The organism is Micromonospora sp. C97, assembly GCF_018070385.1.
Classification (GTDB): domain Bacteria; phylum Actinomycetota; class Actinomycetes; order Mycobacteriales; family Micromonosporaceae; genus Micromonospora; species Micromonospora parva.
Genome location: NZ_JAGPXU010000001.1, coordinates 507,530 through 534,246, shown reverse-complemented (window position 1 = coordinate 534,246; position 26,717 = coordinate 507,530). Strand labels below are relative to the sequence as shown.

At 70.9% G+C, this 26,717-nt stretch carries 15 protein-coding genes; 12 read left to right on the top strand and 3 right to left on the bottom strand.

The genetic code is table 11. From position 1 onward, the window contains the following. Nucleotides 1–50: 50 nt before the first annotated feature. On the top strand, nt 51–980 hold the full coding sequence (locus KBX26_RS02345; RefSeq protein WP_210864577.1) for an NADP-dependent oxidoreductase: 930 nt from the start codon (nt 51–53) through the stop codon (nt 978–980). A 186-nt stretch (nt 981–1,166) separates the two neighbouring features. On the opposite strand, the gene KBX26_RS32890 is transcribed toward KBX26_RS02345, so the two are convergent. Continuing rightward, nucleotides 1,167–3,059 (bottom strand): S9 family peptidase, encoded by a 1,893-nt coding sequence (locus KBX26_RS32890; RefSeq protein ID WP_210864576.1) that lies wholly within the window; start codon nt 3,057–3,059, stop codon nt 1,167–1,169. A 152-nt stretch (nt 3,060–3,211) separates the two neighbouring features. Between KBX26_RS32890 and KBX26_RS02335 the strand changes: the two genes are divergently transcribed. After that, on the top strand, nt 3,212–3,607 hold the full coding sequence (locus KBX26_RS02335; RefSeq protein WP_210864575.1) for a VOC family protein: 396 nt from the start codon (nt 3,212–3,214) through the stop codon (nt 3,605–3,607). Between the two features lie 86 nt (nt 3,608–3,693). Here KBX26_RS02335 and KBX26_RS02330 read toward each other — a convergent pair whose 3' ends face one another. Further along, nucleotides 3,694–5,046: an FAD-binding oxidoreductase gene (locus KBX26_RS02330; RefSeq protein WP_210864574.1), complete on the bottom strand. Its 1,353-nt coding sequence runs from the start codon at nt 5,044–5,046 to the stop codon at nt 3,694–3,696. A gap of 47 nt (nt 5,047–5,093) precedes the next feature. Here KBX26_RS02330 and KBX26_RS02325 point away from each other — a divergent pair, with 47 nt between their 5' ends. The 10 genes from KBX26_RS02325 (at nt 5,094) to KBX26_RS02280 (ending at nt 25,532) form a co-directional block, all read left to right on the top strand. Next, nucleotides 5,094–6,557, top strand: coding sequence for a PLP-dependent aminotransferase family protein (locus tag KBX26_RS02325; protein WP_210864573.1), 1,464 nt, complete (start codon nt 5,094–5,096; stop codon nt 6,555–6,557). Between the two features lie 1,351 nt (nt 6,558–7,908). After that, nucleotides 7,909–8,682 (top strand): hypothetical protein, encoded by a 774-nt coding sequence (locus KBX26_RS02320; protein ID WP_210864572.1) that lies wholly within the window; start codon nt 7,909–7,911, stop codon nt 8,680–8,682. A 777-nt stretch (nt 8,683–9,459) separates the two neighbouring features. After that, nucleotides 9,460–10,299 (top strand): hypothetical protein, encoded by an 840-nt coding sequence (locus tag KBX26_RS02315; protein WP_156057446.1) that lies wholly within the window; start codon nt 9,460–9,462, stop codon nt 10,297–10,299. Then, the gene (locus KBX26_RS02310) at nt 10,296–12,590 is read left to right on the top strand and encodes a caspase family protein (RefSeq protein ID WP_210864571.1); all 2,295 of its coding nucleotides are present in this window, start codon (nt 10,296–10,298) and stop codon (nt 12,588–12,590) included. Before KBX26_RS02315 ends, KBX26_RS02310 begins: the two co-directional genes overlap by 4 nt. Beyond that, nucleotides 12,587–21,643, top strand: coding sequence for a hypothetical protein (locus tag KBX26_RS02305; protein ID WP_210864570.1), 9,057 nt, complete (start codon nt 12,587–12,589; stop codon nt 21,641–21,643). The genes KBX26_RS02310 and KBX26_RS02305 overlap by 4 nt, the downstream gene beginning before the upstream one ends. 118 nt (nt 21,644–21,761) lie before the next feature. Next, a complete protein-coding gene (locus KBX26_RS02300; RefSeq protein WP_210864569.1) occupies nt 21,762–22,289 on the top strand; it encodes a DinB family protein in 528 nt (175 codons plus the stop codon). Nucleotides 22,290–22,414: 125 nt separating this feature from the next. Further along, on the top strand, nt 22,415–23,299 hold the full coding sequence (locus KBX26_RS02295; RefSeq protein WP_210864568.1) for a hypothetical protein: 885 nt from the start codon (nt 22,415–22,417) through the stop codon (nt 23,297–23,299). Further along, nucleotides 23,292–23,792, top strand: coding sequence for a SigE family RNA polymerase sigma factor (locus KBX26_RS02290; RefSeq protein ID WP_030330920.1), 501 nt, complete (start codon nt 23,292–23,294; stop codon nt 23,790–23,792). The genes KBX26_RS02295 and KBX26_RS02290 overlap by 8 nt, the downstream gene beginning before the upstream one ends. Before the next feature lie 323 nt (nt 23,793–24,115). Next, on the top strand, nt 24,116–24,616 hold the full coding sequence (locus tag KBX26_RS02285; RefSeq protein ID WP_210864567.1) for a hypothetical protein: 501 nt from the start codon (nt 24,116–24,118) through the stop codon (nt 24,614–24,616). Further along, nucleotides 24,609–25,532 (top strand): serine hydrolase, encoded by a 924-nt coding sequence (locus KBX26_RS02280; RefSeq protein ID WP_210864566.1) that lies wholly within the window; start codon nt 24,609–24,611, stop codon nt 25,530–25,532. The genes KBX26_RS02285 and KBX26_RS02280 overlap by 8 nt, the downstream gene beginning before the upstream one ends. Nucleotides 25,533–25,578: 46 nt before the next feature. On the opposite strand, the gene KBX26_RS02275 is transcribed toward KBX26_RS02280, so the two are convergent. Continuing rightward, entirely contained in the window at nt 25,579–26,673 is a 1,095-nt protein-coding gene (locus KBX26_RS02275; RefSeq protein ID WP_081883784.1) for a carboxypeptidase-like regulatory domain-containing protein, read from the bottom strand. Between the last annotated feature and the right edge of the window lie 44 nt (nt 26,674–26,717).

The following is a 26,717-nucleotide window of genomic DNA, read 5'->3' as shown; positions in this document are numbered from 1 at the left end:
GCTCTCACTTTAGCGAGGCGGACGGCGCAGGCGCGTTAGCGTCCCCGCACATGAGGGCTCTGCAATTTTCCCAGTACGGTCCCGCGAGTGTGCTTGCGGTCTCGGAGGCACCGGAACCGCACGCCGGACCCGGGCAGATCCGGGTGGCGGTTCGGGCTTCGGGTGTCAATCCGGCCGACACATACGTCCGCGCCGGCCGATTCCAGGAATGGATTCCGCTCCGCCTGCCGCACGTGCCAGGCGTCGACGCGGCCGGCGTGGTGGACGAGATCGGTGACGGGGTGACCACGGTCCGGCCAGGCGACGAGGTGTTCGGGATCACGGACTACGCCCAGATGGGCGGAGCGAACGCCGAATACGCCGTCCTGGCCGCGTGGGCACCGAAGCCGGCCGCCCTGAATTGGGAACAGGCGGGCGGCGCGGCCGGCAACATCGAGACGGCCACCCGCGTGCTCGACCTGCTGGGCGTGCGGGCCGGCACCACGCTGTTGATCGAGGGTGCGGCCGGCGGGGTCGGTACGACGGCGATCCAACTCGCTGTCGCTCGCGGCGCGGCCGTCATCGGCACGGCCAGCGACCGCAATCACGGCTTCCTGGCCTCGCTCGGGGCCATCCCGACCACCTACGGCTCCGGGCTGGCCGGGCGGGTCGACGCGCTGCTGCCCGGCGGAGTGGATGCGGTACTCGACTGTGCCGGCTCCGGCTCGATACCCGACCTGGTCCGGCTGGTCTCCGGCCCGGACAGGGTGGTGAGCATCGCGGACATCAACGCCCCGGCGTACGGCGTGCACCTGTCGCGCGGCTCTGGCCCCGGCGCGGACTCACCGGCTCTCGAAGGGATCGCCGCCGCCGGCGAACTCGCCGAGCGGAGCCGCTTCACGGTGCCGGTCGCAGCCGTCTTCTCCCTGGAGGAAGCGGCCGCCGCCCACGAGTTGAGTGAGTCCCGCCACGCGCGAGGAAAGATCGTGCTGAAGCCGTAGCGCGCCCCACCCGCCATTGACCCAGTTCGTGGGCCCGGGCTTCGCTCCTGGCCCACGAACTGGGTCACCTGAACAAGGGCGATCCGCTTCGGGTAGGGAGGACCCTGCTGGCGAGGACGTTCGACACCGGCGGTAGCGGCCACCGGTTTGCGGAACCCCTGGTGGCGGGCCGTACGCCCGGCGGACTCACTGGCCGAGCAGGGGAGAGGAACTGTCGTTCTCCTCGGGGTGGTCGTCCATGGAGTGCCCGCTCTGGCCAACGGAGCCGCCGCGACCGCGCAAGTGCCTGATGAGGAACTCGCCGGCATCCGCGAAGGCCCTCGCCTGGTTGTCGCGGCGAAGCAGGCCGTGGCCTTCGTCTGGGAAGACCTCGTAGCGCACCTCGACGCCACGGGATCGAAGCCGCTCGACGATCTGATCGCTCTCCTGCCGTGGTACGCGAGGATCGTTGGCGCCCTGGACGACCATCAGGGGAGCTTGGATCCGGTCGGCGTGGGTGACCGGCGAGCGCGCCATCAGTCGATCCGCATCGGCTTCCGGGTCACCGATCACCGCGGCCACCAACGAGCGCCACGTCGGCGGTGACGCCTTGGCCAAGGTGACCAGATTGCTCGGTCCATAGAAATCGACACCGGCGGCCCAGTTCAGCTCCGACAGCCGGCTGAGGCACGACAACACGGCGAAGCCGCCGTAGGAGGCACCCATGACGCCGATGCGATTCGGGTCGATCCACTCCTGCGCCCGCAGGTACGCGACGGCGTCAGCGAGGTCGGTCAGATCGCCACCGCCCCAATCGCGGTTGACGAGGTCGGAGTAGGTGCGGCCGTAACCAAGAGAACCCCGCACGTTGGGAGCGAAGACGCCGATGCCATGTGCCAGGAGATACTGGTAGAAGCCGTCATGCATGTAGACCGGCAACTCCTGCCAGGCCGGACCACCGTGGATCGAGATCAGGACACCGGCTGGTTCCGGTCCTTCAGGACGGTAGAGATAGCCAGGGATCTGGCGGCCGTCCTGCGCCGGATAACGAACCAACGTCGGCTCCCGGAAGGTGGCGGGATCGGCCGCGACCGGCCGAACGTTGCTCAGCCACCTGAGCTCTCCAATCTCCAGATCAATCAGGAGAATGTTCCACGGTCGGGTTGCTGTGGACAGCCGCAGCACGACGAACCGCCCGTCGCCGGACACGGTGAGGCCGGTCCCCGTGCCAGCTGGCAGTTCCGGCATGCGGATGTCGACGCCGCTGACGAGGTCACGCCCGCGCAGTTGGGAGAAGCCGTCGACGTTGACGTTCCAGACCAGGACCCGGCCGTCCGCCGAGAGAGCGACCTCCTCCACATCCCAATCCGGGGTGTCCAGCCAGGTGAGGGCGCCGCTTTCGGCATCCATGGTCGCGAGCCCGGTGAACTCCCGACCGACGTTCGACAGCACCAGAAATCCGCTGCCGTCTCTCAGCCACGGCCCCAACCAGTAGGTCGCCACATCGTCGTACGGCGTCAACGATCGCGGTTCGGCACCGTCGACAGTTATGAGATGGACCAGGTGGTCGCTGTTGGTGGTCCGCCATTCGGCGAGGGTGAGCCGGGACCCGTCGGGGGACCAGTGCCCGGGGTGGACCCTGCCACCGCCGGTGTAGATCCGGCGTACCTCATCGGTCGACAGGTCGTGCACAAGCACGTCCTGGTCGGCCGGATTCCGGTCGTTACCGCAGTAGGCGATGAACCGGCCGTCGGGGGAGAACGGGTCGCCGAGGGCAGCCGAGTACTGCACGTCCGGCGCGTCGGTTAGCTGCACCGTGATCCCGCCAGCAGCGTCGACCCGGTACAGCTGCGTGTTCTCGTCCCCGCTGTCGTCGGCGAGGAACAACAGCCATTCACCGCCGGGATGCCATGCCACCCGACGGACCGTCGAGTCGGTGCCGGCGGTAAGACGTCGCGTGTCGCCAGTCGACAGTGCTTGGGTGACCAGGTTGAATTGTCCGTTGGCGTCATCGACGTAGGCGATCGAGTCACCATCGGGAGCGATCGCCAGTGTCGGCAGGAATCTCAAGCCTGACTGAAAGTCGCGGTATCCGGACACGTGGTGAATCCTAGACACTCGATGCACTCTGGCGGCGGCACCGACCAGGCCAGCTACCCGCCGCTCAGCGCACTGCGGCCGACATCGACACCCACGCCAGACACCTGCTGCCTGCCCTCAACGCCACCCGAACCTAACGGAGAGATGCCGCCATGACAGCGACTGAGCAGCACGCCAGCGTCCGATACATCGTCGATGACGTCCAGGCGGCCATCGACTTCTACACCACCCACCTCGGCTTCACAGTGCACACCAGCGCCGTGCCCGCCTTCGCCGACGTCGTACGCGGCCCGCTGCGGCTGCTGCTGTCCGGGCCGGCCAGCTCCGGCGCCCGCGCCACCCCCGACGACGCCGCGGACGCCGGACGCAACCGCATCCACCTCATCGTCGACGATCTGGATGCGGAGATCGACCGACTACGCGGCGAAGGGGTGTCGTTCCGCAGCGACGTGATCGCCGGCCCCGGCGGGCGCCAGATCCTGTTCGCCGACCCCGCCGCCAACCTCATCGAACTCTTCCAGCCCGCCGACCGCCCAACCGCACAGTGACCTCCACCCGGCGCGCGTCGAGGCGGTGACCCGCCGGTGCGCGGTGGATCCTGCCGGCGGGCGTCGGCGCTGCCAGGGGGTACGCGCTACCGGCTGTGGGGCCGGATGTTGTGGTTGAGGTGGAACACGTTGTGGGGGTCCCAGACCGTCTTGAGGGCGGTGAGCCTGGCGAGCTTGGCGGCCGGGTACGCGCGGCGTACCCCGTGTTGCCCCTCGTCGGCGGCGAGTGAGTTGACGTAGACGCCGTCGGCGTACGGGCCCAGTGCCGCTCCGGCACTGCGCGCCGCTGCCATCCGAACGTCGTCTTCGGCCGGATCGGTCCAGCGGGAGCCGGCGCCGAACTCGAACGCGGTACCGCGGTGACTGAACGCCGCGTCGGCATCCGCGACGTCAGCGATCGCGCCACCGTGCGCCTGCAGGCCGACGCCGGGCAGGTGGGTGCCGGCGTGCAGGTCTGCCGCACCGCGCAGCAGGAACGCCTCGATCGCGGCGGTGGGGAACCGCCGCAGGTAGTGCGCGCTGGAGTACCGGCGGTAGGCGTGGCCGCCGACGGTGTCGTCGCGTTGCTGCAACTGCAGGTATGACGGGGTGGTGACCCGCTCAGCGACCGGGCGCCCGAGGGCGCGCATCGCCGGCAGCAACCGGAGACCCGGTGCCGGGTCGCCGACCCACACGAAGCCGACGGTGGCGATGGGGCCGCTGGCAGTGTCGTGGACATCAGCGGTGAAGGTCGCCTCCCGTGGCGCGACGGCGTTGAGGTCCCGCCAGCCTTTGAGCACCGGCACGGCGTCCTCGGCGCGGAAGTCGAACTCGGTCACCAGGGTCCGCGTACCGATGTGGTGCAGGTGGAAGTCGAAGTCGGTGACGATGCCGAAGTTGCCACCCCCGCCGCGCAGGCCCCAGTAGAGGTCGGGGTTCTCGGTTCGGCTCGCGGTGACCACCTTCCCGTCCGCGGTGACCATCGTGTAGGAGACGACGTTGTCGCAGGCCAGACCGTGCTGGCGGGCGAGCCAGCCCATGCCGCCGCCGAGGGTCAGGCCGCCGACCCCGGTGTGCGAGACGTTGCCGGCAGTCGTGGCGAGGCCGTACGGCTGCGACGCCCGGTCGAGTGCGCCGAGCAGCGCGCCACCCTGGACCCGGGCGCGTCGCCGGATCGGGTCGACCCGAACGCCGTTCAACGGGGTCAGGTCGATCATGAGGCCGTTCGCGGGGACGGCGAAGCCGGCCACGTTGTGCCCGCCGCAGCGTACGCCGATCTCCAGGTCGAGGTCGCGGGCCAGGCGCACCGCGGCCACCACGTCGGTGACGCTCGCGGCCTGCACGATCATCCGCGGCTGCCGGTCAACCATGGCGTTCCAGACGGTGCGGGCCGCGTCGTAACCCGGATCACCGGGGGTGAGGACGCGGCCGTCAAAGCGGGGATTGGTCGTTGTCGTCATACATCTGAGCCTGATGGAAATCGGTACACCCGGTAAGGTCCGATTCCATGGGGCGAATCAGGACCAATTCGAGCACCGCGGAGGACCTGCTCATCCATGTCGACCGGTCCGCCGCCGAACCGCTGCACCGGCAGATCGCCGCCTCGATTCGGGGCGGCATCCGGGCCGGCCGGTTGCGTCTCGGAACGTCACTGCCGCCCACCCGCACCGTCGCCGCCGATCTCGGCGTCGCCCGCGGCGTCGTCGTCGAGGCCTACCAGCAACTCGTCGCCGAGGGCTACCTCACCAGTCGGGCGGGCGGGTACACCCGGGTCGCGGTCGAGCCGGCCCCACCGACGGCAGGTCGGAGCGGCGCTGACCGACCGGCGGCACAGATCGACTTCGGGTATGGCCGCACCGACGTGTCGTCGTTCCCACGCGCCGCCTGGCTGCGTTCGGTGCGAACGGTCCTCACCACCACCCCGAACGAACGCTTCGCCTACCTCGACGGGCGTGGCGTACCCGAACTGCACGTCGCCCTGACCGACTACCTCAACCGGGTCCGCGGCACATCCGCCCGTCCGGAGAACGTCGTGATCTGCAGCGGCTACGGCCAAGGCGTCGCGCTGATACTCCAGGTGCTCGCGGCGCGCGGCGCGCGCAGGCTGGCCGTTGAGGACCCGTCCGCGGACGACGACGCCCGCCTCGTCGCGGCCGTGGCCGGCCTGGACGTGATCGGCGTCCCGGTCGGGCCAGACGGCCTCCTCGTCGAGGAGCTGGAACGGACCGACGCGGACGTCGTCGTGCTGACGCCCTCGCACCAGTGGCCCACCGGCGGCGTCCTGTCGGCCACCGCGCGGGCCCGGGTCATCGGCTGGGCGCAGCGCCGCGGCGCCGTGGTGATCGAGGACGACTACGACGCGGAGTACCGCTACGACCGGGCGCCCGTCGGCGCCATGCAGGGGCTGGCACCCGACACCGTCGTCTACTGCGGCACGGCGAGCAAGACCCTGGCGCCGGGGCTGCGCCTGGGATGGCTGCTCGCCCCGGCACACCTGGTCGACGAGATCACGGCGGCCAAGGTACGGGCCGACCGCGGTTCTCCCGTCATCGACCAACTGACCTTCGCCGACTTCCTCACCCGCGGCGAATTCGACAGGCACCTGCGGCGCATGCGCCCGGTCTACCGCCGCCGTCGCGACGCACTCCTGGCCGCGCTGCGCGCACGGCTACCCGAACTGGAGCCGGTCGGTGTCGCGGCGGGCCAACACGTCGTGACCTGGCTCCCGCAGGACCTCGACGAGGCGTCGGTCGTGGCCGCCGCCGCCCGGCGCGGACTGGTCGTGCAGGGCGTCTCCCGGTACCGCGTGAGCCCTGCCGGGCTCGGCGGGCTGATCTTCGGCTACGCCACCCTCACCGAACGCTCCATCGTCGACGGAGTGGAAGTCCTGGCCGACGCGATCGCAGAGGTCCGTGCCCAGGTCCGCCCTGAGGTGCCCGCCACCGACAGTGGCGCGGTCGCCGGTTCCTGAGCGAGGCGCGGTTTCCGGGTTAACGGACAGCGGCGAGGGCGGCGAGTCCGCCGGCAATGACGGGGCGCGGACCACCGGGATCGCGGCTGCCAGCGGGGTACCCGCGTAGATGCGGGCCCCTTCTACTGTGAGGACATGTGGTGGTATCTCCTGCTCGCTGGCATCGGGCTCGCCACGGGCGGCACAGTCCTGCTTCATCGGCGCAGACGCCGTCGGCCACAGACCGCCGAGGAGAAGGTGGCGGCGGCGCGGTCCGCCATGCGCGCGATACGGCGTAGATCGCCACGCCCTGGTCGCGACATCTTCGAGCAGGGTCGAGGTGTCCCCGAGCGCTATTCCGCCGCCATCGCGGAGAACGCTGTCTATGGCGACGCGGCGAACTTCGATTCAGGTGGTGGCGCAGGGGGAACGCCCTGACCAGCGACGTGCCGCCGGACAGCGAATCACCGAGACGAAGTTCTCGCGGGCGCGGCAGCGGCCGGAACACGGTGGGGTTGTCGGAACGATTTCGCCGCAGGCCCGACAGTGGGCACCGGTCAGGTCTGGCGGGTGGTGACGGGCCGGCGTAGTTCGGTTACCAGCGACCGTACCCATGGCTGGCGCATGGTGGGTTCGCCGGTTATCGCGGCGGTAAGCCCGGCTCGCCCTTCGGGCGAGCGGCCGTAGGCGACGATGGCCACGGCTTCGGCGAGGGCGGCCAACGCTGCTGTCGGGGGAGCGGCCGACGACGTAGAGGTCCGCGTCGGCGCTGCGGGCAAGGACCTTGGCGGCGCACTCGAGCAGGTCGGGTAGGAACCACAGATCGGGCTCGGGGACAGCGTCGAGGAGCGCGCCGAGCTGGGCCGGAGAGACAAGGTCCCACCGGAACGGACCCGTCGGTGGCGGTACTGCTGTCACAGCCGAGACCCTATCCGGCTGCGCACCTCCACCCCTTGGCCACCAGCGGTCGCCCATCGCAATCGCCCCACAGGACCACAACCACAGACGACTGTCGATGTTGCCCGAGCGGCCGCAGGTGTGCTGGAATGGCGACCATCGCTGCAGCGTGGGGGCAACCGCGCTGGGAACGGTCAGCGCGGGAGCAGCACAGTGCTGGCAGAGCGCCGCCCCGGCGGACGCGCGCCGCACCGCCGAACCATCTCCACGACGACGGGCAGATGTCCGCCGTACGTCAATGCGGCCACGTGTTCCCACCGGCACCGAGGCGTTCAACCTCCGACACGTCGGAGGCGTCCCTCGCGTCACGGCGACGGACCCGAACCGGTGACGGGATGAGCAGCGATCGTGATGTCCGAAAGCACTGATCCGGCCCTGCCCGCGCGGTAGGGACCCAACGCCATGAAGGATGACCATGCGCCGTTCCCTCGCGGTGATCACCGCTGCCCTGATCCTCGGCACCACAGCCGGCAGTGTCCCGGCCGGCGCGTCGGGTGCCTCCCACCGCTCGTGCGCCGGTGGCCTGCTCTTCTGTGAAGACTTCGAGCGCCTGCCGCGAGGTGGCGCCAGCACGTTGGACTGGGGCGTCGACACCCGCAACGGCACGCTCACCGTCGAGCGTGCCCGCCACGGCAACCAGGTGTTGCACGTGCACACGGTCGACAACGGGCGGGCCTTCCTGCGGGTCGACGATTTCGCCGCGCCGGGCAACCGCTTCTATGGCCGGATGCGGCTGCGCGTCGATGCGTTCCCCACCGCCCCCGACTGGGCGCACTTCACGCTGGTGGAGGCGACCGGCACCGGTAGTGCGGAGGTCGTCCGGCCGGTCGGCGGCCAGTACGCGCCCACAGTCCCCGGCATCTTCTGGGGCGTGGGCGCCGACGGTGGCCCGACCGGCGACTGGACCAACTGGCGGGAGTCCGCCCCGGTTGCCGAGGACACCTGGCAGTGCTTCGAGTGGAAGCTCGACCCGACGGACAACCGCGTCACGGTGTGGATCGACGAGGTGGCGATCCCGGGGCTGAGCGCGTCGACGACCGATCACGGCGGCAACGACGTGCCCTTCGTCCTGCCGACGGTGAACACAGTGAAGATCGGCTGGCAGCTCTATCAGGGCGGCACCACACCACGCGACTTCGACCTCTGGATCGACGACATCGCGCTCTCCGCCAAACGACTGGGCTGCTGACGTCGTTCGTCACCGGGGGCGTCGAGCATCTCGTCGCCGGCGCCCCCAGGACTGCCGTCGGCTTTCCGACTCACCTGCTCGGACGCTCACCGCTCTGGCCAACGTCGCTGCCTTCGCCAGGCACCGTCATCATCCGACGCGGCCCAACCGTGCCATCCGCGCCTCGCGCTGATGCGCGTGCACACGACTCCCACCTGCGACTACGTCAGGTGACGCCGGTGCCCGGCGGGTCAGACCGGCACGACGACCTGGACGGCCTGTGTGCCGTCGCCGGTCCAGTTGACCTCGAAATGGCCGTGACCTGCGCCCCGCCGGGACCGGTCATGGGGTCGAAAACATCGCCCAATCAGACGTTTCTATGCCGAGTCCCCTCCAATCACAATGGTTCCCTTGGACACGGGGGGTGATCGCCGCATGACAACTTTGATCTTCGTGCACGGTACGGGCGCGCGCACCTCACGGTACGAGCCCGTGCTCAAGAAGTTCGATGCGGCGATGCGAGACCGGTGTCCGGACACGACAGTCATCCCGTGTCTCTGGGGTGACCGGCTCGGCTCTCCGCCACCGGCCCCGCACAGGTCCATCCCCCGATACCGGCCGAGCACCACCGCACAGTCCCCGGTGTCCGGGTGGCCGACCGCCCGATGGACCATCCTGGACCTGGATCCCTTGCATGATGTCCGGGTCTGCGCGGCGGTCAGCGCTCGCACCCGTCCGGCGCCTCGCCTGCCGGGGCGGCTCAGTAACGCGGACCGCATCTCCCGTGCGGTGGCCCAGATGTCGCAGGCGACCACGCTGAACGAGGATCTGGTCGCGACCGGGCTCGCCGAGGGGTTCGACGTGGCGGTGGACTCGGTGCTGCGTTCGGCACCGGCCCGCGAGGCGATCGCCCAATCCCAGGGCGACGCCGCCTGGGGTGAGCTGGTCGACGCGCTGGCCGAAGCGATCATCGCGGAGACGCTGCGCCACCAGTCCACCACGACACGCCTGGTGCCCGCCGATCGGCGGCGGCTCGTCGAGTCGGTGATCGACGCCTTTCAAGGCGGTCAGCTCGGCGTACTGGGCACAGCGGCCAGGATCAGCGCGGAGCTCGCCATGCGGATGGGTGGCGCGTGGGCGCTCGACCACTGGCGCGGCTCGCTCAGTGACAGCGCCCACCCGTTCGTGGGCGACGTCCTGCGTTACCTCGCCCGCGGCGAAGCGATCCGGCGGCTCATCGCCGACTGCGTCCGGGACGCGGCCGGTCCGGTCGTCCTCGTGGGGCACAGCCTGGGCGGCATCGCGGCGCTGGACACGCTCGTCCTTCGGTCGCTGCCCGCTGTCGCGGCGCTCGTCACTGTCGGGTCGCAGGGGCCGCTCCTGCACGAGATGGGCGCACTGCCGAGTCTCGACGCCGGCGAGCCGCTGCCCGGCTCGGTGCCCCGCTGGCTCAACGTCCACCACCGGCGGGACCTCCTGTCCTACCTGGCCGAACCGATCTTCCCGGGGCGGGTGGAGGATGTCGAGATCGCCGGAAACGAGGTCATGCCGGAGGCCCACAGCGCCTACTTCGACCGGAAGGACTTCTACGACCTACTCGCGTCACTCGTCAAGGAGGTGGGGAGGGCCGCCCCATGACCACCCCGCCGGCTCTCGTACCCGGGGGCCTCTCCCAGCGGACGTTCGCACTCGTCGTCGGGGTGCAGGACTACCCGGATCTCGGCCCTGACTTCGCCCGCAAGGGCATCGCCGACGACGCCGTCGGCTTCGCCGAGGTCCTGTTGAGGTTCGGTGTTCCGCCGGCCAACATCCGGCTCCTGCTGTCGGCCGAGGAGATTCCGCCGATGCCGCACGGCCTGGAGGTCGCCGGTCCGGCAACGTCCGCCGCAGTTCGCGCGGAGATCCTCCGGTTGCCGCAGCACGACGGCGACCTGCTGTGGGTGTTCTGGGCGGGCCATGGTTGGTACGCCGACCTGCAGTCGCGTCTCCTCCTCGCCGACGCCACAGCGGCACACCAGATCAACATCAGCTTCGAGGAGTTGGTGACGCTCTGCGGCTCCGAGTTCCTGCCCGGCTTCGGCCGGCAGGTCTTCACCGTGGACGCGTGCCGCCTGCCGAACGCGCGGCTCCCGAGGGCCGAGTCGCTGCCGGAGAAGGAGGAGGGCAAGAGCGAGTGCTGGCAGGCGATCATGTACGCGGCACCGCCCCGTCGCGCCGCCGGGTACTCGTACGGTGACCATGGCGGGCTCTTCTCCCGTTCCCTGTTGGACGCGTTGAGGCGGGCCGACACGGCGGTGTGGCCCCCCTCGCTCGCCGACCTCTCGACCACGGTGCTGGCCGGGATGAAGGACCGGGGATCGTCCGACAGCGAGCCGACCACCTGCTACTTCAGCCCAGAGACCGGAGTGAACGAACCCGGCCGCCGGCTTGTCGCGGGCCCGGCGGCCGACGCCACCAAGGCCTACGAGCTGGCGGGGTACGTGATCCCGTCCGGCTGGTCGCCGGGTCGGCTGGTGCCGGGTTGCAGCGAGCGTACGGCGGTCCGGCTCGACCTGCGGTGGATCCTGGACCGGACACCGGCCCACGGCGTGGTGGCGGAGCCGTCGAATGCCGACCTGGCGACCGACCTGAACAGCGCTGAGCTGGTGCTCCGGGAGCACTCCCGGATGACCGTCACGCAGCGTCGATGGCTCACCGTAGAGCCGGCACGGTCGGGCGATCCATGGCGGCTGTCCGACGCCGACTCCGCGTTTCTCGACGCGGGCGGTCCTGACGAGGATCGCGCCTTCGTGCTCCGCGTCGACGTCGAGGTTGCCGCGGAGGGCCCGGACGCCGCGACGGCGAGCCTGTGCCGTGCCTGGACGGCGTACCTTCGGGACCGCTTCCCCGCGTCCTCGGTCGTGGTCGCCGTACGGGCCCCGACGCCGGTCGACGCCATGCTCACCGCACAGCGGCTGGCCGAGGTGCTGACCAGAGACGGGACCGGCTGGCTGACGGTGACCCGCTTCCGGCCGGGCGAACGGCCGACCACCGCCACCCCGCTGCCGTCGGGCAGCACCCCCGCGACGCCGGTGCTGCCCGCTGTCGTGCACCGGCTGCGCCAGGAGGCCGTCCGACGCGGGCTGAAGCCCGTGCTCCCGCCGCTGCCCGGCTACGCCGGACCGGACCTTGACAGCGTTTCCCCTTCGCTGCTGGCCGATCTGGTGATCAGCGAGCTGGAGGACGGCGACGGCCGGGTGGTGGAAACCGACCTGATGTGTGCCGTCCGCGACTTCCTGCCGGGCTGGTATCCGCAGTTCCTGACCGCTTCCGGCGCCCGGCGAACCGGCGCCGGCTGGGTTGCCGGGCTGACCGTGGCCTGCGCCTTCGACGCCGACGTTGGCAGGTGGCTGGACTCAATCGGTGATCGCCGGGTGGCACCGACCGACCTGCCCGCCCCGCTGACCGAATCGGTCGTCGAGGCGCTGGTGCTGGCGGCCCTCCGCGATCCGGCCGCGCGCCCGAAACTGCCCGGCTGGCGGTCCGCCTTCGCCGGCCGCGCCATAGCGGACCTGGTCCGGGTCATGGCCAGCCGCCCCGCCACCCCCGGCGACGGGGACGGCACGTCGTCGGCACCGACACCGGCCGAACTGAGCCGGGAAGCGGCACTTCTCACCGGGCGCATCGGCGTGGCCGCCGCGATCGTGCGCGCGGCCCGACCCGCGGACCGGCTGACCGACGCCTACATGGCTGCCCTGCGCGCCTGCCCGATGAGCGCGGATCTGATCGAGCTTCTGACCGGGCCGCCGGACGTGCCGTCCGCCGTGGCGATGGCGGTGGGACTGCGGCCGGTGGATCCCCGCACCGAACAGGTGCTCATTGACCGTATCGCCGAACTCAGACGCGTCCTTCACTACCTTCCGGCTCACCCCGACGGAGAGTGCGCATGATCGAGACCTGGTACTTCTGTTCGGCGGTGCACGCGTCGCCGCATCACGCGGAGGCGTTCATCTCCATCACGGAGGCGCTCACCTCGCGACACTCCGGCGCTGACCTGCTGAACGCGGCTCTGCGTCAGCTCGCCAACTGTGAACCGGCCATGCGCCGGTACGCCGCCCCGCAGGTGCTGGCCGTCGCCGTGCGGCCCGGTGTCGAACCGGGCACGGCGGCCCTGGCGCGCAGTGCGCTCGACGACACGCTGGCAGTGCTGGACGGGTCGATCCGTACCGCGGTGGCGCAGGCGGTGGAAGCCATCTTCACGGCCCGGTCGGCCGAGACCGTCGCGGGTCACCTGTCGGAGGCGGCACGACGAGCGCTGGCGCGCGTGCGTCCCGGCCGCGCGGCGCACCCCTATCTCGACATCGAGAGCTTCAGCTCCGAGGTGGTGGTGCTCGCCGCCTGCGTCGAGGCGGCACGGCGCATCCCGGCGTCCGCGCGACTCGTGGTCGACGAGACGATCGGCAAGCTCAGCCGGGACGCGCTCGCCGGTCACTGCGGCCGCCGAGCGCAACTGCTCGCCGTGGAACTCGCCGCCATGGTCGGCGACGAGCTGATGAGCTCCGACGACGTCGTCACCCAACTCCTCGATCCGCGCATCGGCGCGGCGTTCCAGGAGCCGGACCTCCTTGCCGCGATCGCCCGACTCACCTTCGGATTCCCCGGGACGTCCGCTCCGGCCGGCCCGGCGCCCGGTGCGGCCGGCCTGATCTCGAACGAGGTCGTGACGCTGTCGCACCTCCGCCGGCTGCGGCGCGGGCGACCCGATCCGTCGACCGCGTCGGAGGTCCTGTCGCGGCTGGGACTGTCCGGTCAGCATCCGGCCACCATCGCCATGGTTCTCTGGCAGGCCGTCCTGGACGAGCTGTCGGCCGACATCGATCCGCAGGGGACGGCGGACGCGCTGGCGCACCGGTGGATCGCACCCCACCGGGAGATCAACAAGCCGATCCGGGTACGGATCCCGCTGCCGACCCACGAACTGAACGCGTGGCAGACGAGCGCGGCGTCGCTCGCCCGACTGCGGACCGGGAACGAGAAGCCGGTGGAGTTCATCGTCCGGTCCGGGCCCCTGCAACTGTCGAGCTGGTTCTCCGTCGCCGTGCTGTCGCCGTGGTTCAACCGCCAGAACAGCGCGTACAACGCCCGCTTCACCCGAGATCCGGACGAGCAGATCAGGGACTCACTGTTCCCGATGGGTGGTGACTCCGTCCTGCTGCTGCGGCTGATGCTCGCGGTGTGCACCGCCGTACGCCTGCTCCGCAGCGTCGAGGCCGGCCGGGCCGAACATCTCGCCGCACTCGTCCTGCACGCCGCGGACGTGCTGTCGGACACCCGGCACCGGGCCTTCCTGAGCGAGCTGGCGTACCGCCTGGAGTCGCCGAACCCCTCGATGTCCCTCCCGCTGGCCGGGCTGGCTCTGCACACCTACCGGGAATACGAGCGGGCCGGAGACGGCAGGTACCCCCAGATCGAGCCGTCGGTCTTCGCGGATCTGCTGCTCGCCGACCACCACGAGGAGGCGCTGCCACAGCAGGAGCGGTGGTTGCGCGGCCGACCGGGGGTGTCCCTGGTGACCGGCTGGATCGAGAACGCCCTCAGCGGAACGGTGCCGGACCTCGACACCGGTGGCCAGGGGCGATGGCGGCAGCCGGTGGCCGGTGGGCTCAGCCTCGCCGAGCGGGTCCTGATCCGCGCCGTCCAGATCCTTCCGCCATCGCTGACCAAGCGACCGGCAGCCCTGTTGCGGCTGCACTTCCGGCGTGCCGAAGAAGGCGACGCGCTGACGCCGTGGTACGAGCGCGACGTTCATCCGTCCCGCGTCTCGAACCAGTGGGAGGTCCTGGCCGTTCCGCCGCTCACTGCCGACGGCTGGCGACGCTACCCCAGTCTCGTCAACGATCGGCACGGCGTTCAGCTCGCCCTGCTGACCGAGCGTCTGGCGGCCCTCCTCACCGAGCCGGACGTGATCTCTGAGGCCGAGCGCACCGACTGGGTGGAGCAGTGGCGCACCGCGATCAACGCCGTGACCAAGGTGCGCGAGCTGTCCCGGCCGGTCCGGATGCGCCTGCTCGCCGCGCTCGCCCAGGGCATCGGGGGCCACTCCTGGCAGCGGTTGGTCCTCGAGGACATCATCGACACCGAGATCGAGTTCGGCCTCGGCACCCCACTCGACCGCTGGCTCATGTTCGACCGGCTCGGACCGAAGGCGGTGCTTCCGCCGTACCTGGCCGAGGCTCTCCGGCATCGTCTGCTTCGCGGCCTGTACCAGCGGCAGTCGGTGGACCAGCAGGAGCGCCTGCTCAACAACCCGTGGCAGTCACTCGGCGTTCGGCGGAGCAACGCGCTGCTGACCATGCTGATGCAGCGACTCGTCTTCGAGCTGGGTCCCGCCGACGTCGTCATCGGTGGGCACACGCTGTCCGACTTCGTCCTGCAACTGTGGCAGGACGCCCATCAGAACCTCCGCCTGACGGAGCTGAGCATCCCGGTGGACGAGGATGAGGGGGCACACGGCCTGGTCGACCCCCGGCTCCTCGCCGGGCTCACCGTCGACCCGGTGGACGGCGTGCTCCGGGTCCACTCGCGACGATCGCCGCAACTGCGGACCTTCTCGGGGGCGAGCGTCGAAGACCCGTTCCGGCTCTCACCCGAGCAGTTCGGGCGCCTGCTCGGAAACGACCCCTCGTACGTCATCGGCATGGTCTGCGCGGCTAAGGACGGTCAGGTCTGGGTGAACTGCGGTCTGGCCGACCCGCTGGCGGTGCCGGCGCCGGTCGACGCCGTCCGGGTCGGCGACCAGGTGGCGGTTCCGCTGCGCCGGAGCATCGCCGGACCGGCGGCAGCGGGCCCGATCGAGCGGTTGGCCTCGTTGCCGGTCGTCGGCGACCTGCGGCCCGCGACGATCGAGCGGCCGGCCACCGGACGCCTCGTCGTCCGGGTGGCCGACGCCATGCCGTTCGATGTGGCGGCCCTTCCGCAGCAGGCGCGGCGGAGCTGGGATCCCGATCTCCTCGGTGAGCTGGAGGAGCTGCCGGTGGGCGAGTACCCGGCCCTCGCGCGATGGGAGGGCGAGCACTGGCTGCCCGTCGACCGTGAGTACGTCGAGTTCCTGGCGATACTCACCGGTCGCGGCGAACCGGCGCCGATCCGGCTGGTGGTGATCGAGCTCGTCCGGCAGGGCCGCTCGATCCGGTTCTCGGCCGGCCCCGGCTGCAACGTGGTGCTGGACAACCAGGTCTGGGACGACGATGACCGCGCGGACCTCCTCGCCGCCGTCCGCGAGGCCGCCGGTGACCCGTGCGGCCTTGTCGTGACGGCCGATCTGTACGGCGACGACGTCGGCGCGCCGCGACTGCGCCTGCGTCGGGAACCCGGCCGGCCGGCCGAGGATGCGCTCGACGTGCGCGCGTTGCGGTGGCGTGACCTGTTCCGGGACGGCTCGGACCACGAGGCGCGCCTCGTCGACGGCACGTGGCGGTTCGACCCCCGGTTGGCGGACCTTCCGGACGTCGTCGTCACCGGGCTCGACGCGCCCGGAACCCTGTGCCGCTTCACCCCCTCCGCCTGGGGGGAGGAGCAGCAGCGGCGGCGGCAGATCGCCGGGCGGGTCGTGCCGGCCCGTCATCTGAACCTGCCGGATCGGCCGGATCGGGAGCTCTTCGAACGGCTCGTCGATCTGGCCGACGGGCATGTCGTTCAACTCCGCACCACTGTGGCGGAACCGCAGTGGGGCATGCGGCGCGGCTACACCGTCGAGGGGATCGCGGTCGACGTGGAGGCGGAGTCGATCTGGCTCGGGCCGGTCTCCGCCCGACACCGGGTGCATCAGCGCCTGCGACAGAACCGTCAGTCCCAGGTCTGCGACGTGCGGACCTTCGAGTTGCCCACCGGTGACGGCGAGCCGGCGCCGGTACCCAACATCAACCTCACCGCGGGTCTCGCCGAGGCCGACCGGGAGGCCGGTGAGGACGCCCTGGTGCGGCAGCACGAGTTGCGCGGCATCGTGGTCGACGCGCCGATCACCCGGAGCCGGGCCGACGTCTACACGGTCCTGCTCGACCTCGGAGTCGACATCGCGGTCTGCTCTCTGCGCCGGGAGAACTTCGACCGCCCGCCGACCGACGTCGGCGCGATCGTGCGTGGCCGCCGCAGCCGGCACGGCTGGATCTTCACCGCGTACCGCCGGCGTATTCGCGTCCGGGCGGTCTGGGAGTACCAGAACGAGGTTCCTCCGTCGGACGCGATCGGCCTCGGCGTCGTGCAGTGGCGAGGACAGCGCAAGGCGCTGGCCCAGTCGACCAACCGGCCGGTCCTCTACCTGTACGACGACCTCTCCGCCACGGCGCATCTGCGACCGGTCGGAGCGAACGGCGAGGAACCCGCGCTGAGCGCCGGCACTGTCGAGATGTCCCGGGTCTACCCGGACCGCGACCGGCGTCGCATGGCGGTCCGGTATGCGGACCGGCGTGGATCGGCCGAGGTGCACGGTGAGACGCGCTACGTCCAAGCCGGTCCGTTCTCCCGGGTCGTCGGTGTCGACGTGGCGCTCGAGGACGTGGATCCGGGACATGTCGTGGTCCGGCGCAGCTTCAGCCTGTCCACCGGGGTCGCGCAGCAGCCAGCCGCCACCCCCGCTCCGGGGCAGTCGAGCACCGACGGTTACTACCGCTATCTCGCCGGTGAGCGCTCCCCGCTGACGGCGACGCTCAGCGGCTCCACGGTGACCCTGCAGACGGAGTGGACGGTGCCGACGCCCACCGGAGGGTCGACGTGGCAGATCCCGCTCGCCGAGGGCGAGGAGCCCTGGGTGGCCGTCGCGTACCGCAGCAACGATGTGCGGGTCGTTCTGCTGGAGTTGGCCGGCGGCGTGTTCGCCAGCTACCGGACCGCGCCCGCGCTCTCCATGGCGGAGTTCTTCCGGCACTTTCAGCGACAGGGTATCCGCCTCGGGATTCGTTCGGATCTGCGCGGGGCGCGGCTGCACTACGTCGACCGCCGGGAGACGGCGCAGGGGGTGATGCACCGGTTCGAGTGGGGCTACGGCCACACGCTGGAACTGAACGAGCAGGCCCTCACCATCGACGGCAGACCGGCGGCGGACAACGCCGTCTCCCTCTTCCACGGCGACTTCGTCACCGACGTCCTGATCGACCAGCGCGCCGGCACCCAGGACCTCGTCCTGGACATCCGGATGGAACACATCCGCTGGGGTTGGTACGCGCAGCTCCACCGGGAGGCCGCCAACCAGGTCATCCACCTCGCCGACATCGTCGCCGACCAGGACGGTGGCCGCCCGCGCATCAAGGCGCTGCACGTCCGCTGGCGCAAGCAACCCGCCGACGGCCCGGTCTACCGGGACACCCAGACGGTGGTGCTGCGCCGGTTGCGGCTGGCGCCGGAGGCCAGCCGCCGCATCACCGACGCCTGGCAGGCGGAACGGCGCGAGGCCCGGCCGGACCGCCCGAACCAGGCGCTCGTCCGGCTCGACGTCGACAAGTTCAGGCGCAGCGGTGGCGCGCAGGTCGAGTTCCACTTCATCAGTCCGACGTTCGACAACGGCGAGCTTCCGCAGGGATGCCGCCTGTTCCTGACCGCTGACGAGATCCGCCCGCTGCCCAACGACGTCGCCCTCACGCTGCGCGGTGGCGATCTCATCGGCGGCGGATCGCGGACGGGTTTCGAGGTCGCGGTGCTGCGCCGTGACTTCTCCCGCCGGCAGGCGCTCCTGCAGCACATCCACCGCAACGCCGAGCCGGGAACCCACCCGCTGCGTGGCGCCGTCTACCTCGTCAAGCTGACGCGCATTCATCCGGCTGACAATCGCGCCGAGGGCTCGATCGTGGGCGGCCCCGGACGCCCGCACGCCGCCCTGATGAGCCGGCTTGCCAACGACGAGACCCCGTGCTTCGCCACTGTCGTACGGCAGGGCGACCGGATCGAGTTCGAGGTACGGCCGAACGTCGTGTTCCGTTTCAGCGCCGATGCCGTCGCCAACGCGGACGAGGCGCGCAACGGATCGATCGTCCGTCTGCTGCGCGGGCCAGACCGGTCACTCATGGTCCGTCAGGCGCTGCTCGGTGACGCGGCGTATCTGCCACGGGAGGGCCGGCCGGTCCAGCTGCTGCCGATGCAGAACCTGCTGAGCCGGCGCGATGACGGCGCGACAGCGCTCAGCCGGGGCTCGTACACCGTCGTCGGCCTCCCGTCGGTCATCGTGCCGGCCTCCCGTCGGGGGCGTGCGCCGGACGCCCAGGCCCGGGAGTTGATCGCGACGCCACATCCGAAGCTGGGCGTCGTCCGGCGGGAAGCCCGCAACTCCTACCACCTGGAGCGGATCGGCAGCGACGTCCGCGTGGGCATCCTGCGACGCGAAGCCGATGGCACCCTGTCCGCCGCTGGCCGCGACGCCGACGGGGTCGCCTGGCGTACGCGGGTCCGTTGGGCCCAGGTGTCCTTCTTCGACCGTGGCGCGAATGGAATCCGGGAGTGGTGCGACAAGTCGTCCTGGGAGTATCACGACAGCACGACCGGGTACCGCCAGGGCGAGCGACTGGAGACGGTCACCACCGAGCGACTCAATCCGTCCGCCACGGTCTGGACCGACCCGGTGTTCCTCGGCAGCGGCGGGATGCTGCGGTACAGCGCTGACGAGCTACGGCAGTACGGTCTGCCCGCTACCGAACTGGTCGACGGCGGCGCCGGTCGGAAGGTCGGTCGTCCCCGTACCTACGCGGTGGGTGGCGTCACCCACCGCGGCGGCCGTCCGAGTGGCCTCTGGGTCGAGGTCGCTCCGGGCCGCCTCATCGAGGTCACCGGTCCCATGCTGTCCACACCGGACGGAAACAGCCTCGACGGTATGGACTGGTCGAGCTTCGCCCCCGGCGACCGCGTCACCCTGTCGGTGCAGCGGCACGATCCCACCGAGATCGGCGGCCTTGTGCTGCACGAGTGGATCGCCGGCCCCCGGGGGGCGCTGGGGCGGCGCGCGCTGCTGCCGATCGGGCAGACCGACACCGCCCGCCGCAGCGTACGGGTGGGGGTCGGGATCTGGTCGGCCACCCTGCCCACCGAGCCCGACGAGGCTCACCGGAAGGACTCCCTGGTCTGGCTCACCGATCGGAACGAGGTCACGTCGGCTGGCGAGAGACCTGTGGTCGGTCGCGGTGACACGGTCCTTCTCGAGGAGGGCGAGGCCGGCCTCAGCATCGTTGGCCTGCCGGATCGTGTCCCCGTGGCGGCCGGGAGCGACTCCATGGCGGGATGGCTCGTCGCGGCGTTGAAGGATCCGGCGGATCGTCGGGCGCTGTTCGAGCTGTGCGGGGGTGCTCTGCCCGTCACGGTCGAGGAGGTGTCCGGGACGACCATCCGCTGTTCGCGGCGCCGGCACGACCGCGACCTGAGCCCGGGTGAACTGACAGTGCTTCAGCCGCTCGGTGTGCTGCCGTCCGGTGAGCTGCTGCTGCGCCGGGGATTCCGGCTGGCTGTGGGTGCCGTCGGTGACCTCGTTCCGGGCCTTCCGCTTCCCCTGGTCGACCAGGCCATCCAGACGATCCGCCGCACGAGGCAACCGCTCTGGGCGTACGCCGACCGGTCGGCGGGAGTTCGGCTCGGGTTGCCCGACGAGCCGAGCCGACCTGCCGAGGAGATCACCGTCAGGCCGGTGGGAGTGATCGGCACCGGTGCCGACGCCGGCATCATCTGCCTCGAACGGCGCACGAACCGGCCCCGCTGGCTGCCCGCCACCGAGGTCGGCTGGACGCCACTGGACGCCGAGCACCTGCACCACTACCTGGGCCGACCGAACAGCCGGCAGCGACTGCGCGAGCTGTCCTGTCGGCTGCTGCCGGACGGCACCGTCTCGCTGGTCCGCACGGCGGCGAATCTGCAGCGCTTCGAACAGCTGAGGCTGGGCGACCCGCTCCGGGTGGAGGTGATCGGCGAGGAGGCGACCGAACGTCTGGCGGACGGACGGCACCGGTACATCGTCCGCGCGTACATGTCCGACATCCTGCTCGACATGCGGCTGGAAGGGTCGGCTCCTCCGCTGACCGCCGAGCCCCGCCTGTGCGAGGTCGACAGGCGTCTTCTGGACCGTGGTTCCCCACGAATCAGCGTCTGCGACCCCGACCAGCGTCACCTCGCTCTCGACCTGCCGGCGTGGCTGATCCCGCAGGCGCCGGACCGGTCATCCGCGGTGGATCCGTCGGCACGGGGCGAGTACCAGGCGTTGCTGGCCGGGGCGGGTGCCGTCGTACACGGGGACGCCGGGCCCAGTGAGGACCACCAGGCTTCCCTCGGGCGCTGGCTCGCGACTGACGCAGCGGCGGCCTTCGGGCTGGGCGCACCCCGGGACATCGAGCTGGCGCCCGCGGTGGCAGCCGCGCTGCTGCTCGACGCAATGCGCGGGCACCCGTCGGTCGGGGCGACCGCCGCGGCCGCGGCCGTTCACCTGTGCCGCCAGTTGGCGCTGCGGGCGATCCGGTCCCGGCACCTCGAGCCGCTCCTGCACGACTGGATCGGTGACCCGGACACGGCGGTCAAGACCGACCTGTGGCGGCGGTTGGATCAGGTGAATCTGGGCCCGGTGCTCAAGCCGGCCGATTTCCGGACCATCAAGGACGTGCAACGAGGCATCCGGGCCCGAACCGCCCTGCGGCCGGACCAGGCGCTCAGCATCGTCATGGAGAGTCTCGCCGCGAGCGCCGGCGCGCACGTCAGCTATGACGAGATCGAGGGGTACGAGGGCGTACTGGGCAGCGTCGCCGCGCTGGGCCGGCCGCTGGCGCCGTCGCCGGGGCAGGTGACGGCGCAGCGGGAGCTTCTCCCGGCGCAACGGGACGCGCTCGGGCGGGTGTTGTGGGGATCGGTGCAGCGATGGCATGGCCTGACGCTGCTTCCGGTCCCGCCGATCGTGCAGGATCCGGACTGCGCCCGCAGTGCGCAGCTGCTCGAGGCCCTCGTGGGGGTGATACCCGCAGCGGAACCACCGGCCAGCCAGGCGTGACGGGCTGAGCCCGTCCGCCACGACGCTTCCGATCGACATGCCGTGCCTGTCGATCGGAAGAATGTCGCCCCGGGTTGTTAGCGTGCCGCATTCGCCGGCGGGGGGCGGACGAGGTGCCGTGCCAGCCGTCATCATGCTGACCAGAAAGGGCGTGGACCGGGTGGACGACGCTGAGAAGAACGCACTGTTGATGTTCCTGGAGGCGCAACGTTCCAGTGTTCTCGCGATTGTTGACGGCCTTGACCTCGACGCTCTGACCACCGCGGTGCTGCCCTCAGGTTGGACGCCGCTGGGTCTCGTGGAGCACCTCGGCTACGCCGAGCGACACTGGTTCCAGGAGATCGCCACCGGCTCCGTCGAGCCGCTGGCCTGGCCCGACGACGACCACACGCCCCTGACCACCCCACGGCCACCGTCGGTGGTCTTCGCGTTCTACCGGGCACAGTGCGAGCGTTCCAACACCGTCATTGCCACGACGCCACTGTCCGCGCCGGTGCGCGCCCGTCATCCCGGTTGGCTCGGCGACGAGGTCACCGACCTGCGGCGCATCATCCTTCACATGATCGAGGAGACCGCACGCCATGCCGGTCACCTCGACGTCGTGCGCGAGCTGATCGATGGAAAGACGGGGCTCGGACCTCGATAGCAGTTCCCCCTCGACCGTCGCCGAGAAATTTTCTGCGAAAGGCGGTAACCAAAACAGCTGACCAACCCGTCTGGTCAGCGACGGATCACCACAGCGGGTGGTCGGCCGGGGGAGGGGTTCGGGACATGGGTGACGTCCGTGTGCGTTTCACTGACGATCTGGCCCGGCACCCCGCCCCGCCGTTGGGTGATCTGGTTCAGCAGTCGATGGTCCAGGGCCGCCGGCTGCGCCGTCGGCGCCGCCTGGCACAGTTCGGCGCGGGCGGCTCGGCGCTGGTGATGGTGCTGGTGGTCGGGCTGGCTGTCGGGCCGTTCGGCGTCGGCGCGAATGACGTCGGTCCACCAGGCGGCGCGGCCGGTGGCTCGCCGGCCGCGCCGGTCGGCTCCGCCCCGCCGTCCCCGGTTCAGCGCTCCGATGGCCCCCCGGGTCCCGTGGGCGCCGACGACGAGGGGCGGGCGAACCCCTTCCGGGCGGGCCTGCCGACTTCCTCGACCACGGTGATCGGCACCGTGCGGATCGGCGTGGTACCGGACGGTGACCTGCTGCCCACCACACCGCAGGGGGCCCTGGAACTGCTCACCCGGCTGCTGCCCGAGGGCAAGACCAGCGGTTACGCGAGTCTGCAGGGCAGCGGGGCGGGCGCCGGCACGCCGTACGTGCAGCTCTACCTGGATCGGGGCGCTGGCCCGGGGATGCTGCGGCTCTCCGTCTACCAGGGCGGCCTCGGCGGCAACCCGGCCCCGGGGACGGTGGAGCTGACCGAAGTGCCCGACAACTGCGTACAGAACAAGATGGTCACGGTGCATCACCCCGATGGCGTCCAGGTCAATCTGATGATCTCGACGTGTGTGGACTGGGGCGCCAAGGGGATCTTGCCGGCACGACCCGTCCTGTCCGTGGACGAGGCGACCGCTGTCGCCGCGAGCCCGATGTGGGGGACGAAACTGCCGGCGGAGTTCGTCGTCACCGGTTCCAAGAGGTTCCCGTCGCTGGCCCGGTCGAATGGCTGACGAGGACTTCGTCGAGTTCGCGCAGGCTGCCGCTGGCCGCCTGCGCGACGCGGCGTTCCTGATGTGCCGCGACTGGCATCTCGCCCAGGACCTCACCCAGACGACGCTGGCCAAGGTGTACGCCAACTGGCGACGGGTCCGCCGCGCCGACGACCCGCACGCGTACGCCCGCAAGGTGCTGCTGCGGTGCCTGATCGACCAGCAGCGTCGTCGCTCCAGCCGTGAGTTGGCGATGTCGGCTCCGCCGGACCGGGGCGAGGAACATCCGGCCGAGCTGCGCATGACGCTGCTGGACGCGGTCGCCACCCTGCCGTTGCGGGATCGGGCGATCATCGTGCTGCGCTACTGGGACGACCTGAGCGTGGAGACAGTCGCCGAGGTCGTGGGCGTCTCCGCCGCGGTGGTCAAGAGCCAGAGCATGCGCTCGCTCAGTCGTCTGCGCGAGGTGCTCGGCGAGACCCGGGCCGAGCTGTTCGCCGAGGAACGGCATTGATCGGTCCGGCTGCGGCCGACGTGCGGCGGATCCCGCTGGTGTCGGGCCGCGCCTTCCGTACGGCGGCGAATGACCCACCACGCGCGGTCGTCACGAACGCGACCCACGGTGGCGAACATCTGTGTTGGGGGAGGTCCATGGTGTCCGTATCGAGCAGCGGGAGGGGCCGAGGCCGGCCTCGCGGTGAAGGCCGCGGCTCGGCCGCTGTCGTCCCGGTGATCCTGACGGCGTTGGTGCTGAGCACCGCGGGGTGTCATCGGGGGGCGCCCGGCGTCGCCCCCGCTGGGCGGCACACCGCGAACGCGGAACCGGGCGGTTCGGGCATGCTTCTGGGGGCCGGCGAGCTGGGTTCGGACTGGCGCGAGGACGACGCGCGAACCGGTCTTCCGCCCTGGCCGTGGGAGCAGGACAACTGCCCCAACTATCAGAGCAGCGACTACCCGGCCAAGTCGCATCGGCGCGCGGCCGTGCAGCGCTACTACCGGCCGTCTGACGGCTCGTCGCAGGCCCACCACGTCGTGGAGACGTACGAGCCGGGATGGGCCGAGCGGAATGTCGACGATGTCCGTCGCGTCCTGCTGCGGTGCGCGAGCTACCTGGCGTTCGGCTCGCGGGTCGCGTTCGACGTCGTCGATCCGCAGTATCTCGACGGTACCGGCATGCTCATTCGAGGTCGCATCGCGCGTGCCGACGCCCGGACCACCGTCAGGCGGTTCGTGATGCTGAGACGAGGCGAGACGGTTTCGACGGTCAGCGTGCCCGATCCGGGCAGCCGGGCCGCGGTGGACGTCATCGCCGCGAGGGTGGTGGCCCGCCTTGGCTGAGCGGAAAGGCCGGCAACTGCCGCGCCGGTGGGTTGTCTCCACTGTCGCCATGTCTCTCGCCGGTGTGGCGACGGCCGCCTTCGGCGCCACTCGCGATCGCCTCGGCGACCACCCCGGCCCGTCAGTCGGTCCTTCCCCTGCCAGTCCGATCCCCACCACACCGGCCGTCGACCGGGTCGCCGAGGCGAGGACGCGCATCGAGGCCTACGTGGACCGCTTCGACGGCCACCTGGCGGTCGCGGCACTGGACCGGCAGGGAACGGCTGCGGTGACGGCGGGCACCAAACGCTTCGAGACCGCCAGCATTGTCAAGGTCAACATTCTGGCGGCCCTGCTGCTGCGTCAGCGACCGCCAGGCAAGGCCCTGGGGGCGAACACCCGGCGATTGGCCGAGGACATGATCGTGTCCAGTGACAACGATGCGGCGGTGGCCCTGTGGCAGCGGATCGAGGGCTCGCGCGGCCTGACCGCCGCGAACCGCGCGTTCGGTCTGCGGGAGACCAAGCCCAACTCGCACTGGGGGCTCACCACGACGACGGCCGCCGACCAGCTCCGTCTCCTGACCGCGCTGACCTCGCCGACCGGACCGCTGACCCCGCAGGACCGTACCTTCATCATGGGCCTCATGACGAAGGTGATCCCCGAGCAGCGATGGGGGATCACCGCCGCCCGAGAGCCGGGCAATCGTTCCGTCTACGTCAAGAACGGCTGGGACACCGCTGACGTCGACGGCGGTCGTTGGTTGGTCAACAGCATCGGACGGATCGTCGAGGCCCGTCATGACTGGCTGATCGCGGTGCTCTCCGACCATCACGTGAGCCAGAAGGCCGGCGTCCGGGTTGTCGAGAAGGCCGCCACGTACGTGCTCAAGGAGCTGCGTGCCGCCACTGCCGACGATGGCCCTGCACAGGGGTAGGCCGCCTCACCTGGCACGCCGACGGGGTGACGGAGAGCGCGGTTCCTCAGCCTCGGTAGCCGTTCTGCTGGGTGCCACCCGACGGGGGAGGGCCGTACGAGCCCGGGAACCCGCCGCCGACGGGCCCGATGCGCAGCACCGCCGTCGGAGCGTCGGCCATGCTCCCACCGGTCGGCGTCAGCAACTCGGTCGTCGCCGGCGTACCCGCCTCCGGTGCGTTCCTCCGACGCATCACGACCAGTACGAGCGCGCCCAAGCCGGCGGCGACGAGTAGGCCGCCGAGGAGGAAGAACGGCGACGTACCGCCTGCCTCGTCGCTGACGGCCTTGAACGTCGGTGGCGCAGCCTCCGGGGTGCCGTCGCCCGCCGCCGCGACCGGGCTCGCCTCCGCAGCGGGCGACGGGGACGCCTTGGTGGGCGCTGCCTCCACGGCGAGGGTCAGCCGCACGGTCGCGACGTCACCGGCGCTGCCCCGTACGGTCGTGCGAGCGGTGCGGTAGCCGTCCTTGGTCGCGCGGACAGTGATGGACCCGGCGGCGATCGTCTTGCTGGCGCTCGACGTGATCGAGAACTGGCCGCTGGAGCTGCTGGTCGTCCGGTATTCGTGCCCGGCGCTGTCCTGGATGGTCAGGGCCACGCCGCCGATCGCCTTACCGTCGGCGTCGCGGACCCGGCCGGAGACCCCACGCACGCCGGCCGCCGGCTTGTTCTCGCCCGACGAGGCCGCACCCGGGCCGTGGACGTAGACCATCTTGTGGGCGTAACTGTTCTGCCCGGCAAGACGCACACCGACCGAGATGTTGAGGCCGGTGATCTCACCTGGGCGAGCGTCGGGGGCGACGAGCGTCGTGTCGAACGTCTGACTCCGGCCGGGCCCGAGGTTCGGTTCCACCCGGCATCCGGAGGTGCATCGCAGGCCGCCGCCGATCACCACGATGGCCGTCTCGGCCTTGCGTCCGTTGTTGGTGACCCGGTAGCGCAGGCGCACCGTGTCGTTGGGTTTCACGTTCTCCGCCGACACGCTCAGGATGCTGACGGTCTCCGGGGCCGCCGTCGCGGGTGCCGCCGACACGGCGAGCGTCCCGCCGGTCAGCGTGATCAGTGCGGCCACGGTCCAGCGGAGACGTAAGCGCGTCGTCACTTCCCACCACCTTCTGTACAGCGAGCAACCCCGTCGATGGCACC